11 protein-coding genes are annotated in these 12992 nt (G+C 64.1%); 3 read left to right on the forward strand and 8 right to left on the reverse strand.

Annotated elements, in window-relative coordinates; genetic code table 11:
• Nucleotides 1-774: 774 nt before the first annotated feature.
• A complete protein-coding gene (locus IVB45_RS26970) occupies nt 775-1914 on the forward strand; it encodes an MFS transporter (RefSeq protein WP_247359055.1) in 1140 nt (379 codons plus the stop codon).
• A 6-nt stretch (nt 1915-1920) separates the two neighbouring features.
• Here IVB45_RS26970 and IVB45_RS26975 read toward each other — a convergent pair whose 3' ends face one another.
• Nucleotides 1921-2910, reverse strand: coding sequence for a tripartite tricarboxylate transporter substrate binding protein (locus IVB45_RS26975; RefSeq protein ID WP_247359053.1), 990 nt, complete (start codon nt 2908-2910; stop codon nt 1921-1923).
• Between the two features lie 296 nt (nt 2911-3206).
• On the opposite strand from IVB45_RS26975, the gene IVB45_RS26980 reads away from it, so the two are divergent.
• Nucleotides 3207-6047, forward strand: a complete 2841-nt coding sequence (locus IVB45_RS26980) for a winged helix-turn-helix domain-containing protein (RefSeq protein ID WP_247359052.1) — start codon at nt 3207-3209, stop codon at nt 6045-6047.
• A gap of 23 nt (nt 6048-6070) precedes the next feature.
• On the opposite strand, the gene IVB45_RS26985 is transcribed toward IVB45_RS26980, so the two are convergent.
• The 3 genes from IVB45_RS26985 to IVB45_RS26995 all read right to left on the reverse strand — a co-directional run bounded on the left by IVB45_RS26985 (nt 6071) and on the right by IVB45_RS26995 (nt 9741).
• Complete coding sequence (locus IVB45_RS26985; RefSeq protein ID WP_247359205.1) at nt 6071-7009, reverse strand: aldo/keto reductase; 939 nt, start codon at nt 7007-7009, stop codon at nt 6071-6073.
• 93 nt (nt 7010-7102) lie between these two features.
• Nucleotides 7103-8599 carry an MDR family MFS transporter gene (locus IVB45_RS26990; RefSeq protein WP_247359051.1) on the reverse strand — a complete coding sequence of 499 codons (1497 nt, stop codon included), beginning with the start codon at nt 8597-8599 and terminating at the stop codon, nt 7103-7105.
• Complete coding sequence (locus IVB45_RS26995) at nt 8596-9741, reverse strand: HlyD family secretion protein (protein WP_247359050.1); 1146 nt, start codon at nt 9739-9741, stop codon at nt 8596-8598. The genes IVB45_RS26990 and IVB45_RS26995 overlap by 4 nt, the downstream gene beginning before the upstream one ends.
• A 59-nt stretch (nt 9742-9800) precedes the next feature.
• On the opposite strand from IVB45_RS26995, the gene IVB45_RS27000 reads away from it, so the two are divergent.
• Entirely contained in the window at nt 9801-10517 is a 717-nt protein-coding gene (locus tag IVB45_RS27000) for a TetR/AcrR family transcriptional regulator (RefSeq protein ID WP_247359048.1), read from the forward strand.
• A gap of 48 nt (nt 10518-10565) precedes the next feature.
• Here the strand turns inward: IVB45_RS27000 and msrA are convergent, their stop codons facing one another.
• The 4 genes from msrA to IVB45_RS27020 all read right to left on the reverse strand — a co-directional run bounded on the left by msrA (nt 10566) and on the right by IVB45_RS27020 (nt 12955).
• On the reverse strand, nt 10566-11081 hold the full coding sequence (gene msrA / locus IVB45_RS27005) for a peptide-methionine (S)-S-oxide reductase MsrA (RefSeq protein ID WP_247359045.1): 516 nt from the start codon (nt 11079-11081) through the stop codon (nt 10566-10568).
• 29 nt (nt 11082-11110) lie between these two features.
• Complete coding sequence (locus IVB45_RS27010; protein ID WP_247359043.1) at nt 11111-11551, reverse strand: cupin domain-containing protein; 441 nt, start codon at nt 11549-11551, stop codon at nt 11111-11113.
• A 23-nt stretch (nt 11552-11574) separates the two neighbouring features.
• Complete coding sequence (locus tag IVB45_RS27015) at nt 11575-11997, reverse strand: OsmC family protein (protein ID WP_247359041.1); 423 nt, start codon at nt 11995-11997, stop codon at nt 11575-11577.
• A 109-nt stretch (nt 11998-12106) separates the two neighbouring features.
• Nucleotides 12107-12955, reverse strand: coding sequence for an enoyl-CoA hydratase/isomerase family protein (locus IVB45_RS27020; protein WP_247359039.1), 849 nt, complete (start codon nt 12953-12955; stop codon nt 12107-12109).
• Between the last annotated feature and the right edge of the window lie 37 nt (nt 12956-12992).

The following is a 12992-nucleotide window of genomic DNA, read 5'->3' on the forward strand; positions in this document are numbered from 1 at the left end:
AAGCACACGCAGGAAAACCGCACAGCAGCATACAGGTGTAGCCGATCACTCGGCCTTCCCTGCGCGATGGTTGGACGGCTTATGCCGTGCTCTCCCGGGAGCCGAGTTCCTTTTGGCCTCCCTCACCCCAACGAAATTCACCGACACCGCGCCGGTTGACGCAGATGCCGCATTCGCCAGAGCTTGACCGTAGCAACGACGGCCAGGACCACACGGTTTTGCCGTACGCACGGCCCGCCATTTCGCCGCAGTTTTCCCAGCCCTGTCGACAAAGCCGGAAACTTACAGACGAGACGAAGCCTAGCAGCGCCGCTCGTCGGAACGAAGCCTCGGGCTCACGGAGAGCAATCCGCCCTGCCCTTAGCCTCTCGTATCCGAACGCTGCCGCGTCCACCGCAAGCCCGGCTCGCGAACATGACGACCACAAGATCGCCCCTCAAGGATGAGCCGGGATGGGCGACACATACGCCAAAACCGAATTTCGGTAAAGTGGAATATTTTTGCGCGGTGGGATTGACAGGAGGGCGACACAGAGGCGGTCGTGTAGCCCGGATGGAGCGCAAGCGTAATCCGGGACGGTGCCGAATGCGCGCGAGCGGCTCCGGATTGCGCTGCGCTCCATCCGGGCTACGAAGCCTCACTCCTTTGTTCGCACTGGCGTTCCGTCCGCCCAGGGCCGCCTGCGACAAATTCGAGTCCGCCGCGGACATAAAGACGCAACAATTGCGAGGCTTGTCGATCGCCCCCGCCCTAATTCTCCTCCCCGGAGTTCCCATGTCTTCTGCCGACAAGCCGGCGACACGCCTTGCGACCAGGCTTGCCTTCCTCGTCGCGGGCTTCGGCATCGCGTGCTGGGCACCGCTGGTGCCGTTCGCGAAGGCGCGGCTCGCCGTCGACGACGGCATCCTCGGACTGCTCCTGCTCAGCCTTGGCATCGGCTCGGTCATCGCGATGGTTCTGACCGGCGTGCTGAGCGCGCGCTATGGCAGCAAGCCGATCATCATTGCGGGCGGGCTCGGTCTTGCCTTGGTCCTGCCTCTGCTGACAATCGCGAGCTCGCCGGCGACGCTGGCGCTGGCACTTCTCGCATTCGGCGCCGCGCTCGGTTCCATCGACGTCGCCATGAACATCCACGCGGTGGAGGTGGAGCGCGCCGCGGGACGTCCGCTGATGTCCGGCTTCCACGCGCTGTTCAGCATCGGCGGCTTCGCCGGGGCCGCACTCATGACCGCACTGCTCTCGCTGCAACTCGGCGCGCTCGCTTGCACGCTGATCTGCTCCGTCCTGATGCTGATCGCGATGCTGGTGGCCTGGCCGCGGCTGCTTCGCTCCGTGCAGGTGCAGGAGGGACCGCTGTTCGTGCTGCCGCATGGCGCCGTGCTCCTGCTCGCACTGCTTTGCGCCATCACCTTCCTGGTCGAAGGCGCAATGCTCGATTGGGGCGCGTTGCTCGTCATCGGCGCGGGCCTCGTCTCCGAAGCGCAAGGCGGGATCGGCTATATCGTGTTCTCGGTCGCGATGACGATCGGGCGGCTCGGCGGCGACGCCGTCGTCGCGCGCATCGGAGACCGCACCACATTGTTCTGGGGCAGCCTGATTGCGATCGCGGGTTTCGTGGTCCTGCTCACGGCTCCCGTCGTGGCGGTGGCTGTGGCCGGCTTCCTGCTCATCGGCCTCGGCGCATCGAACCTCGTGCCGGTGCTGTTCCGCCGGGCGGCGAGGCAGACGGTGATGCCCACGGGGCTCGCCGTCGCAGCGATCACGACCGCCGGCTACGCCGGCGTTCTCGTCGGCCCCGCCGGTGTCGGCTTCGTCGCACGCCTTGGCGGATTGCCGGTCGCGTTCTGGCTCCTGGCCGCGCTGATGGGTCTCGTCACGCTGACGGCGCGCATTGTCACGCGCGCCGACGGCTGAGCGGCCTCACAAATTGCTCAGCCCGATCGATTTGATCAGGGGCGCGAGGCTTGCGGATGTGGCCTCGACGATGCGCTGGAATTTGTCCGGGCTTGAATTGTTGTCCGGCTCCATGCCCTGGGCGCGATAGCTCGCCAGAAGCGCCGAATCGGCCATGGCGAGCCGCGTCGCCTGCGCGATCCGGTCGATGATCGCATCGTCGGTGTCCTTGGGTGCGAACAGACCGAACCAGCCCTCATACCGGATGCCGGGCATGCCGGATTCGACGGCGGTCGGGATCTCGGGCGCGCCGCTCAGCCGCGTTTCGGTGGTGACCGCCAGCAGTCTGACTTTCCCCGCTTGAGCCAACTGCTGCAATTGAACGGACATGACGGCAATGACGAGCGATATCTGGCCGCTGACGAGATCGTTGGTCGCCTGCGCGATGCCCCGATAGGGCACGTGGACGATGTCCAGTGCACCGGCCTGCTGCTTGAAGGACTCGCCGACCAGATGGTTTCCGGTGGCGATCCCCGGCGTGCCATAGGACAGCTTTCCCGGATTGGCTTTCGCATAGGTGATCAACTCGCGCAGGTTTGCGGCGGGCACCGAAGGATTGATGGCGAAAACCAGCGCGCTGTTGATCAGGCGGTAGATGGCGCGGAAGTCGCCAACGGAATATCCGGGATTCGCCGACGTCATGGGAATGATGACCTGCGTGCTGCCGTTGCCGAGCAGCAGCGAATAGCCGTCGGGCTCCTCGCGCGCGACCGCCGCGGTCCCGATGGCGCCGCCCGCGCCGCCGATATATTCGACGAAGGTCGGCCCCAGCAGCGACGGCATCCTGTCCACCCAGGGGCGCGCGATCTGGTCGCCCGATCCGCCGGCTCCGTAGGGAATCACCAGGCGAATGGGACGAGACGGATAGTCGGCGGCTTGTCCGCTGCGGGGAAGCGCGGCGAGCGCCGCCGCGCTTGTCAACGCGTGCACGAATTGTCGCCGCGTGAAAGAGGCCATGCTGGAAATTCCGGAAGTCGGCAGTCAATGTGGTGGCGGGACCGGCTCCCGGACCATGCCATCGCAGCAATCCGGCACCACAGTCAATGCTCCATCCGGACGAACCCCGGTGTCATCGCATTGTCACGTCGGCCTAACTCTTTACTTTCCAAGCATAATTTCGCGAGCGAGCCGACCCAAGCCGTCCACGCAGGGCTGCCAGCCCTGCCCACTGCTTTCGGCCAGTTTACTGTACGCCTCGTTCTGGTAGACCAAAAAGTAATACCTTTTGACTCCCTTCGAGGGGGCGATGGCGCGTGCCAGATCGTAGCGAAGACTCGGCCATTTCCTTTGGGCCATTTCGACTGTTTCCGAAGTCCCGGCTCTTGGAGAAGGAGGGCTCGCCGCTTCATGTCGGCGGCCGCGCGCTCGACATTCTCATCTTCCTTGCCGGACGCCCCGGAGAAGTCGTCGACAAGAGAGAGCTGGTCAAGCGCATCTGGGCCGGCGTCAATGTCGACGAGGGCAGCCTGCGCTTCCACGTCGCGGCGCTGCGCAAGGCGCTCGGCGACACCGGCAAGTCGGCCCGTTACGTCGTCAACGTGCCGGGCCGAGGCTATTGTTTTGTCGCCTCGTTCGCTCAAGCAGCTCTGCCGGCCGCCCCGCTCCCGGCCGAAACCGCCCCTCCCCGCTCCCTGCCCGCTCAGCTCACAAGGATGGTCGGCCGGGAAGATGTCATCGAGAAGATCTCGAACGGACTTTCGCTCTATCGCTTCATGACCGTCGTTGGCCCGGGCGGCATCGGCAAGACCTCGGTCGCCGTCACCGTCGGGCATCGCCGTTCCCAGGATTTCGACGGGCGAGTCTTCTTTGTCGATTTCGGTCCGCTGAGGGATGCCAGTCACATCGCGACCACCATTGCTTCGGCGCTCGGACTGACCATCAGCGCGGAGGATCCGACGCCGGCTCTGCTGACGTTTCTGAAGACCGGCCCGGCCCTGCTGATCTTCGACGGTTGCGAACATGTGTTGGATCAATTGGCGCCGCTGGTCGAGCACATCGTTCGCGAGGCACCGCGGCTTCGTGTTCTCGCAACCAGCCGCGAATCGTTCCGCAGCGAAGGCGAGCGGATTTTCCGGCTGTTCCCGCTGGATTGTCCGCCCGAGCGCGAAGGGCTTGCTGTCGACGAGGTCCTTGCCTATCCCGCGGCTCAACTCTTTGTGGACCGCATTGCGCAGAGCTCGGGCCCGTTCCAGCTCAGTGCAGAGGAGGCGCCCCTCGTCGCGAGCATCTGCCGGCGCCTCGACGGCATCGCGCTGGCGATCGAGCTCGCGGCGGGCCGCGTCAATGCTTACGGCATCGCCGGCACGGCATCCCTGCTCGACAGCCGCTTTTCGCTGCAATGGCGGGGCCGGCGTACCGCCGTGCCGCGGCACCAGACGCTCGCTGCGGCTCTCGACTGGAGCTACGACCTTCTGCCTCCCGTGGAGAGCGCCACGCTGCGACGCCTGTCGGTCTTTGCCGGCCCTTTCGCGCCGGAGGCGGCTGCCGCGGTCGCGTCCGGTGACGGACTCAATGCGTCCGAGACTCTCGAAGCAATCGACAGCCTGGTGACCAAGTCGCTTATTTCGCCGTCCGGCTCGCGCACGCTGCGCTATCGGCTGCTCGACACCACGCGCACCTATGCATACGGAAAACTCAACGAGCTCGGCGAAGCCAGGCAGTTCGCGCGGCGTCATGCCGAGCATTTTCGCGATTTATTCCAGCGCGCGGAGGCGGATATTTCGACGCCGCTGCCCGAATGGCTGAGCATCTATGGCGCGGAGCTGGACAATGTGCGTGCGGCGTTGGACTGGGCCTTCGGCCCCGACGGCGAGGCGAGACTCGGTATCGCGCTGACGGCGGCCGCGGTCACGCTGTGGGTGCGTCTTTCGCTGTTCGCGGAGTGCCGTGAGCGCAGCAGAACGGCGCTCGCGGCGCTCGGAGACACCGCCGACGATAACCGCATCCGCATGCAGCTGCTGTCAGCGCTCGGCTGGTCGCTGATGTATGGCGAGGGCCGCGCGCGCGAGGCGCGGCCGATCCTCGAGACGACCCTTGAGCTTGCTGACAGGCTCGACGACAAGGATTTCCGGCTGCGCGCGCTCTGGGGCTTGTGCATCGACCAGTTCAACAACGGACAGTTCGGCAAGGCCCGTGCGCTCGCCGATCGCTTTGCGAACGCGGCCGCCAACTCGCCCGACAAGACCGATGTCATGCTGGGCGACCGGCTGATGGCCGTGGCGCTGCACTATCTCGGGGATCAGAACGAGGCTCGGCTGCGCATCGAGCGGGTCAATGCATCGCTGCATGTGTTGGCGGAGAAGCCGAAAATCTTTCCGCTCGATCTGAGAATCTCGACGCAATATTTTCGGGCTCGCATCCTGTGGCTTCAAGGCCTAGCCGATCAGGCTCAGGCCCTTACCGCCAGAAACATCGAGGAAGGCCGGGCCAACGGCCACGCGCTGACCTTCTGCAGCGTGCTTGGACAAGCCGCCTGCCCGATCGCCTTCTGGTCCGGCGATTTCGACGCTGCGGAACGTCACGGCGCCGAGCTGCTCGAACACACCGAGCGCCACGCGATCCGGCTGTGGGGCCTGTGGGCGCGGGCCTTCAATGCCGCGGTCATGGTCAAGCGCGGCGACGTCACGACCGGGTTGCCGCTGCTGCGTGAAGAGCTCAATCGCGCCGGCGATGCGCGCTTCCTGCCGCGCTTTCTGCCCCTGCTCGGCGAGCTCGCCGCGTGTTCCGGAGAGGCCGACCAGGTCGATCGCGGGCTCGACGTGATCGAGGATGTCCTGACCCGCTGCAACGACCGGCAGGAGCTCTGGTATCTGCCGGAGCTGATCCGCATCAAGGGAGAGTTGATGCTCAGGAGCACTCGGCATTCGGAAGACGCCGAGGCGCACTTTCGCGAGGCCATGGACATTGCCGTCCAGCAAGGCGCGCGCTTCTGGGAGCTGCGAAGCGCGGTCAGCCTGGCGCGGTTCATGATTGGGGCTGGCCAGACCACGGAAGCCTTGGCAATTCTGGAACGCGCATGCGGGCCATTCAAAGAGGGCGCCGGCATCGCCGAGATCCGTAGCGCCCACGATTTGATCGAGCAGCTCCGGGCTTGACGAGTCGGCTGACCGGCACTGATTCATCCAGCCCGCGGGATGAATCCGGGCACGCCGGTCTCGACGACCGTGTTGAACCTGATGTTTGTCGTGATCTGGTCCCTCATGTCTCGCATGGCGTCTTCGGGCAAGGCTGAAATATCGAAGTTTTCCTGGATGCGCCGGGGATTGGTCGAAGTCGTCAGGAAAGCGGTGCCGCGCTGGACGGCCCACGCCAGCGCAATTTGAGCCGGTGTCTTGTGCAAACGCTCCGCGATGGCAGTGATCACCGGATCAGCCAGGACGTTCGGCTTCATCGCGTGTCCCAGCGCTGCAAACGCCTGCAGCACAATTCCGTGCTCTCGACAGAAGTCGAGCAGGTCCCATTCGGGGAGATACGGATGCGATTCGACTTGCACCATGGCGGGCCTGATCCGCGCGACCGAAACGATCTCGCGCAGCTTGTCCAGGGTGATGTCCGACAGGCCGATCGACTTGCAGTGCCCCTCGTCGACAAGGCGTTCCAGCGCCCCCCACGTTTCGGCCAGCGTAACCCCAGAATCATAGATGACCCGACCGTGCTCATCCCTCGGGTCCTGCTCGTCGCCGGGTTGAAAGGCAAAGGGCGTATGGATGATGTAGCAATCGATCTCGTCGAGCTGCAGCCGTCGGCGACTGGCGTCGAAGGCAGGCCTGACCCGTTCCGGCCGATGATTGGTGTTCCATAGCTTCGTCGTAACGAACAGGTCCTTGCGCTGAAGCGTCTCCGCCTTGAAGGTCTCCTGCAGCGCGTCGCCGACCGCTTCTTCGTTGCGATAGCGCTCCGCGCAATCAAGATGTCGAAATCCGGCCTCCAACGCAGCCTTGGTGGCCCGCCTGGTCACGAGCGGATCCGGAATGAGCGTGCCAAATCCCACCGCGGGAATCGTCCCGGATTGATGAGTTGGAATTCTCGTATAACGAAGCGTATCTGACGAAGTCATGCTGATGCTCCTTTGCTTGTCCACGGCTCCCTCAAAAGTGAGGGACGAGGTATTCGGAATTGACGATGCGATGTCGTTCCACGGCTCCAGGCGTTAACCGGTAGGCCGCGGCTTACGGAGAAAAAACACGAGCGGAATCACGACGAGCATGGCGAACATCAGGATCTCGAACTGGTCGATGACCGCGACGGTCGCCGCCTGACGCGTGACCATGCCGTTGAGGGCCGCAAGGCCCGGCTTGCCGACCGAGGCCCCGACATAAGCGGCGACACGATAGGGCGTGAGATTCTTTGCGAGTGCGGCGTGCACAGCCTGCGTGTTGGCGTAGAAGAAGAGCTGGACGACCGCGATGCCAATGGTGCTGCCATAGAGGCGCGAAAGGTTGACCAACGCGCTGCCTTCCGGGCGGAGCTTCGGATCGAGCGTGCCGAACGCGGCCCTGGCGAGCGCGGGCAGCAACATGCCGAGACCCGCTCCCTGGAGCAGGCCGGCCTCGACCACCGGCCGCCAATCCATCGCCGGCGAATAGCCGAGCATCAGCCAGTTGGCATAGACCACCAGCGTCATTCCGCCCACGAGGAACGGCCGGTAGTCGATCTGCGCCGGGATCAGGCTCGTCAGCACCAGCGCTCCCACCAGCGCGACGCCGCGCGGAACAGTCATGTATCCAGTGGTGTCGACGGGGTAGTTGAGCAATTCCTCCAGCATCGGGGACGTCAGGGCCAGGGTCGGCAGCAGCACGAAACCAAGCGCGAAGGAGATGACCGTCGAGAGCACGAGATTGCGGTCCCTGAACAGCGTCGTGCGGAGAAAGTGCTCCTTTGTCGTCATGACGTGCACGATGAAGAGATAGAAGCCGAGCACGGAGGCGCCCGCCTCGATCCAGATTTCCGTCGCGGCGAACCATTCCAGGCGCTCGCCGCGGTCGAGCAACATCTGCAACCCGATCATGCCGACGGAGAACGTCGTCAGGCCGAAGAAGTCGAAGGGCTGGCTCCGCTCGACCCGCTTCTCGCCGAGCAGCTGAGCCATCGTCAGGAAAATGAAGCCCGTCATCGGCAGGCTGAAATAGAAGATCGCAGGCCAGCCGTAATATTCACTGAGCCAACCGCCAATGGCTGGGCCGCTGCTGATGCCGAGCAGGGAGCAGACGGTCCACGCCAGGCTCATGCGCGCATGTCGCACCGGCGATGTCGCCTCGAGCAGGATCGCCAGCGAGAGCGGCGCCAGCGGTCCGCTCGCCGCGCCCTGGAGGATTCGCGCCAGCACGAACTGAATCGAGGTCGTCGCCAGTGTATCGAGGGCGAGACCCAACACGAAAATCGTGACGGCGGCCTGATAGACCACTTTCCGGCCGTAGCGTCCCGCCAGCCATTGCGTGATCGACATGGTCACGGCGCTCGCAGCGATATAAGAGGAAAACACCCAGCCGACCTCGTCATTGGCCATCGAGAGCGTCGCCTGAATATGAGGTAGCGCCGCGTTCGGTATCGAGATGTTGACGGCCTGCATGTAGGTCGCCATGAGGGCGGCCGCGGCGATCGCGTGACGACCACCGGGCGCCGTGGTCGATGGAAGGGGCGTAGTCATTTTCCCTCCGTTGCGCGCGCGGGTTGGAGCAGATGTGCCCAGCTGCGGCGATGGCCGGTATCAACCCGCGCCGTCACGCTGATGCCCGAGAACAGCGGCCGGCTTGGATCGAGATCGTCGAGTTCCAGGCGCACCGCCAATCGCTGGACGACCTTGACCCAATTTCCCGTCGCATTCTCGGGCGACAGGAGCGAGAAGTCCGATCCGGTGCCGGGACTCATGCTGACGATATGCGCCCTGAACTTGCGATCCGGATAGGCATCGACGTCGATCGTCGCCTCCTGCCCTGGACGCATATGACTGAGACCGGTCTCGCGAAAATTCGCCTCGACCCAGACGTGCCGGCTCGACAGCAGCGAGAACGTCGGTGCCCCGGCATTGACGAAGCCGCCGATCTGGAGATCGTCCACCTTGGTCACGATGCCGTCCTCCGGCGCCGTCACAGTGGCATAGGAGAGATCCAGCCGCGCACGGTCGAGCTGTGCCCTGGCCGCGCGAACGGTCGGATGGCGATCGATGTCGATATCGGCATCGCCATTGAGGGCAACGATCGTATTGGCGATCTGCTGTTCGATCGACACCATGCGGTGGCGAGCGACCTTCATGTCCGTCTCGGCCCGCTCGTAGACCGCGCGCGGCGTGAAGTCGGAAGCGACCAGCATCTTCTTGCGGTCGAACTCGCGCTCGTCGAAGGCAGCAGATTCTTTGGCCGATTGCAGCTCCGCCTGCTGCTGACGATGGGTCGCCTTGAGGGATTCGATCTGGAGCCGCGTACTTCCGAGGCGCGCCTCGGCCTGGTCGACGGCAATTTCATAAGGCTCCGGGTCGATGCGAAACAGCACCTGCCCCCGCCGGACGCGCTGATTGTCACGTACGGCGATCTCGACCGCCTGGCCGGAAACCCGGGCATTGATGGTCACCTTGGCGGCGCGAACAAATGCGTCGTCGGTCGAGACATATTGCTCCTGCGCCAGATAGATAAAGGCGCCGACCACGGCCACCGCCATCGGCAGCGCGAGCATCAGCGGCCGTCGCAGCCGCTTGCCGAGCCCTGTCCTGAACCATTGCGCGGCGGCCTCGCTCGTGCGGAACCTGTTGCGATCTCCAAGCCCGCCGGCGATTGGCGCAAAATCAAAACGCATCGGAATATCCTCGGGTTCAACTCATTTAATAACGATCGTTACAAATATTGTACTCCGACGTGGTGATCAAGGGCGCGACCTTGATTTTTATAACGATCCATACAAATATATGTGTGGAACGTGGCAACCGGGATTCTGACGACATGGCACGGAAAAAGAGCGAAACGAGCCCGGCGCGCCGGGGACGGCCACCGGCCTACGACGCAGAGACGGCCTTGAAGCGGGCAACGGAAACGTTCTGGAGGACGGGCTATTCCGGTACCTCCCTGGACAAGGTCGCTGCCGCGACCGGGATGAGTCCGCCGAGCCTCTACGCTGTGTTCGGCAACAAGCATGCGCTCTATCTCGAGGCGCTCGCGCGTTATTGGGAGATCAGCCTGGCCGCGACGCGTGAGGCTCTCGCCGGGGACCATCCCTTGGACGAAGCGCTGATGCTGGCCTATGACACGGCGCTGTCGATCTATTTTTCCGGCAAGGGAACCGCGCGCGGCTGCTTCGTGGTGGGGACGGCGGTGACCGAAGTCGCAGAAGATGCCGCGATCCGGAGCAGCGTCGCGGCGGGACTGCGCATGATAGATGCCGATTTCGAAGCCCGCTTCCGCCTCGCGCAGGACAAGGGCGAGCTAAAGCGCGACGCCGATCCGGCGGCGCTTGCCATTCTCGCTTCAGCCACGATGCACACCATTGCCATTCGCGCCCGTGCCGGCGCCCGCCGCTCCGAGCTGAGGGAGATGGCCCGAAAAGCGGTCGATGTGCTCTGCGGATCAGGGCGATGATCTCGCGGATTTCGGGCATGGCTCTCCCCGGCAATAGCGCCGACCAGCTTAGCCTGCCGCTGCAGCCCCGCGCCGCGGCAGCGTCCAGTCGGGGCGGATAAAGTGGCAGGTGTACCCGTCAGGATAACGCTCGAGATAATCCTGATGCTCCGGCTCGGCTTCCCAGAACTCGCCCGCGGGCGCGACCTCGGTCACGACCTTGCCAGGCCAGAGACCGGACGCCTCGACGTCTGCAATCGTGTCCTTTGCGATCCGCTTCTGTTCGTCGCTCGTATAGAAGATCGCCGAGCGATAGCTCGTGCCCAAATCATTGCCCTGGCGGTTGAGCGTGGTCGGATCGTGGATCTGGAAGAAGAACTCCAGCATGGTCCGGAAGCTGGTCTTGGCGGGATCGAAGGTGATCTCGATCGCTTCGGCATGACCTTCATGGTTGCGGTAGGTGGCATTCTTCACCGTGCCGCCGGTGTAGCCGACACGGGTGGAGATCACGCCCGGCTGCTTGCGGATCAGATCCTGCATCCCCCAGAAGCAGCCTCCGGCCAGAATTGCACGTTCCGTTGTCATTCGATGCTCCATCCGTTTAGCTGAGATGCTTACCGCTGTTCTGCGATGGCACGCAGGCGCGGGTCATCATGGTCGTCGTGATACTCCAGGCCCAATGGGCCGATGGCTGAAACCTGCGTGACGTATTCGCCGGACTTCGCCCAATGAAAATGCCAGGTCTCGCCGGGCAGCACGATAACACTGCCCGGCGGATAAGCCTTCACTTTGTCGCCATCAAAGCTTTCGCCGAGCCCGATGTAGAACACACCCGACATGACTGTGTAGATGCGGTCCTCCGGATGCTTGTGCGGCATCAGCCTGGTGCCGCCGGGCACTTTCACCCGGACTACGTAAGGCCCGGGTTCACTGGGGTGGCCAACCATGACGGCCAGCCGCGCGCCCGGCGGGAATGCCGGAAACGGCTGCCATGCGATATCCTCGGGCAGAATGGCCCGGAACCTGTCTTCGTCCGGCTGATGTTGGCGGGGCATGACGGCAGTCCTGGTGTGTTGAGCTAGATCAGCTTGGCGTCGAGCGTGATTGCGGCGTTGAGCACCTTCGACACCGGGCAGTTCTTCTCGGCTTCGCCGGCGATCTTGGCGAAACCTGCGTCATCGAGGTTCGGCACCTTGGCACGCAACGTCAGCGACGATTTGCTGATCTTGAAACCCTTGCCTTCAGGTTCGAGCGTGACCGCGGCTTCTGTCGAGAGCTCGTCAGGCGTGAAGCCGGCGAGCTGCAGGCCGAAGGCCAGCGCCATGGTGAAGCAACCGGCATGGGCCGCCGCGATCAATTCCTCGGGATTGGTGCCCTTCTCGTTCTCAAAGCGGGTCTTGAACGAATAGGGCGTCGCGGCGAGCACGCCGGATTCACTCGATAGCTGACCGGTGCCATCGCGACCGGTGCCTTTCCAGACTGCTGTTGCCTTGCGGATCATCTCAATTCTCCATGTTTGATTTCAGCACCGGGGCTCGGTACCGGACGAAAGCGACATTGGCACGACCACCTGTCGCCGTTCCGCCCGGCCGAACGCCGTAGCGGTTCCGTTAGGCGCCAATCTGTCCGACGTGGAAGCCGAGCCGGTTCTCGACGTCACCGGCGCGGTGGAAGCCGCGCGACATCAGCGCCTTTATGCGGGTCTGACTCGCGGGGCGGCTGAGCGAGGCCAGGAACGCGTCCCATTCCGGCTTGATCTCGACATCCGGCGGCAGGCTCGCGACGTCGACGAGGCGCTTGGTCTCGGCAATCGCCTCCTTGTCAAAGGACGCGATGCGCATAGCCAGCGCCTCGACGAAGCCGTCGAGCTCGGCATCCGGCAGCGACCGGTTCACATAGCCGTAACGTTCGGCGAGATCGCCGTGGATATCATCGGCGCCGAGCAGAACTTCGAGCGCGCGGCCGCGGCCCATCAGGCGCGGCAACCGCGCCATCGGCCCGCCGCCGGGCACCAGGCCCGCACCGACTTCCCATTGCGACAGAATCGCCTTTTCGCGGCTGGCAAAGCGCATGTCGCTCGCGAGCGCCAGCTCGCTGCCGACGCCGGTCGCGCGGCCCCGGATCGAGGCAATCGAGACGACCGGCGCGCGGCTGAGACGCACCAGCATGTCGGGCAGCGCCTGCAGGCCGGTCGGCCCGGGCGGGATACGAAGCGAATCCTCCAGCGGCGCGAGGAAGTCGTAATGCGTGATGAAGAAGCCTTCGACGGCGCTGTCGAACACCACGACCTTCACCTCAGGATCGGTCTCGATCGCCGTGACGACGTCGTCGAGAAGCGGAAGCTGCTTGGGGCCGAAGATATTGACCGGGGGCATGTCGAAGGTGACGCGCCAATATGACGGCAGTCGACGTTCAACGCGGATTTGGTCAGTGGTGAAGCTGCGTTCGGGGCGGTTCATGATGTATTCCTGTCTATGGGAAAGAAGGGAACGCGCG

Source organism: Bradyrhizobium sp. 4 (assembly GCF_023100905.1).
Lineage (GTDB): Bacteria > Pseudomonadota > Alphaproteobacteria > Rhizobiales > Xanthobacteraceae > Bradyrhizobium.

What these genes read in the sequence shown, in the direction of transcription:
- IVB45_RS26970 (WP_247359055.1), top strand. Translation starts at nt 775, where the DNA reads ATGTCTTCTGCCGACAAGCCGGCGACACGCCTTGCGACCAGGCTTGCC.
- IVB45_RS26975 (WP_247359053.1), bottom strand. Translation starts at nt 2,910, where the DNA reads ATGGCCTCTTTCACGCGGCGACAATTCGTGCACGCGTTGACAAGCGCG.
- IVB45_RS26985 (WP_247359205.1), bottom strand. Translation starts at nt 7,009, where the DNA reads ATGACTTCGTCAGATACGCTTCGTTATACGAGAATTCCAACTCATCAA.
- IVB45_RS26990 (WP_247359051.1), bottom strand. Translation starts at nt 8,599, where the DNA reads ATGACTACGCCCCTTCCATCGACCACGGCGCCCGGTGGTCGTCACGCG.
- IVB45_RS26995 (WP_247359050.1), bottom strand. Translation starts at nt 9,741, where the DNA reads ATGCGTTTTGATTTTGCGCCAATCGCCGGCGGGCTTGGAGATCGCAAC.
- msrA (WP_247359045.1), bottom strand. Translation starts at nt 11,081, where the DNA reads ATGACAACGGAACGTGCAATTCTGGCCGGAGGCTGCTTCTGGGGGATG.
- IVB45_RS27010 (WP_247359043.1), bottom strand. Translation starts at nt 11,551, where the DNA reads ATGCCCCGCCAACATCAGCCGGACGAAGACAGGTTCCGGGCCATTCTG.
- IVB45_RS27015 (WP_247359041.1), bottom strand. Translation starts at nt 11,997, where the DNA reads ATGATCCGCAAGGCAACAGCAGTCTGGAAAGGCACCGGTCGCGATGGC.
- IVB45_RS27020 (WP_247359039.1), bottom strand. Translation starts at nt 12,955, where the DNA reads ATGAACCGCCCCGAACGCAGCTTCACCACTGACCAAATCCGCGTTGAA.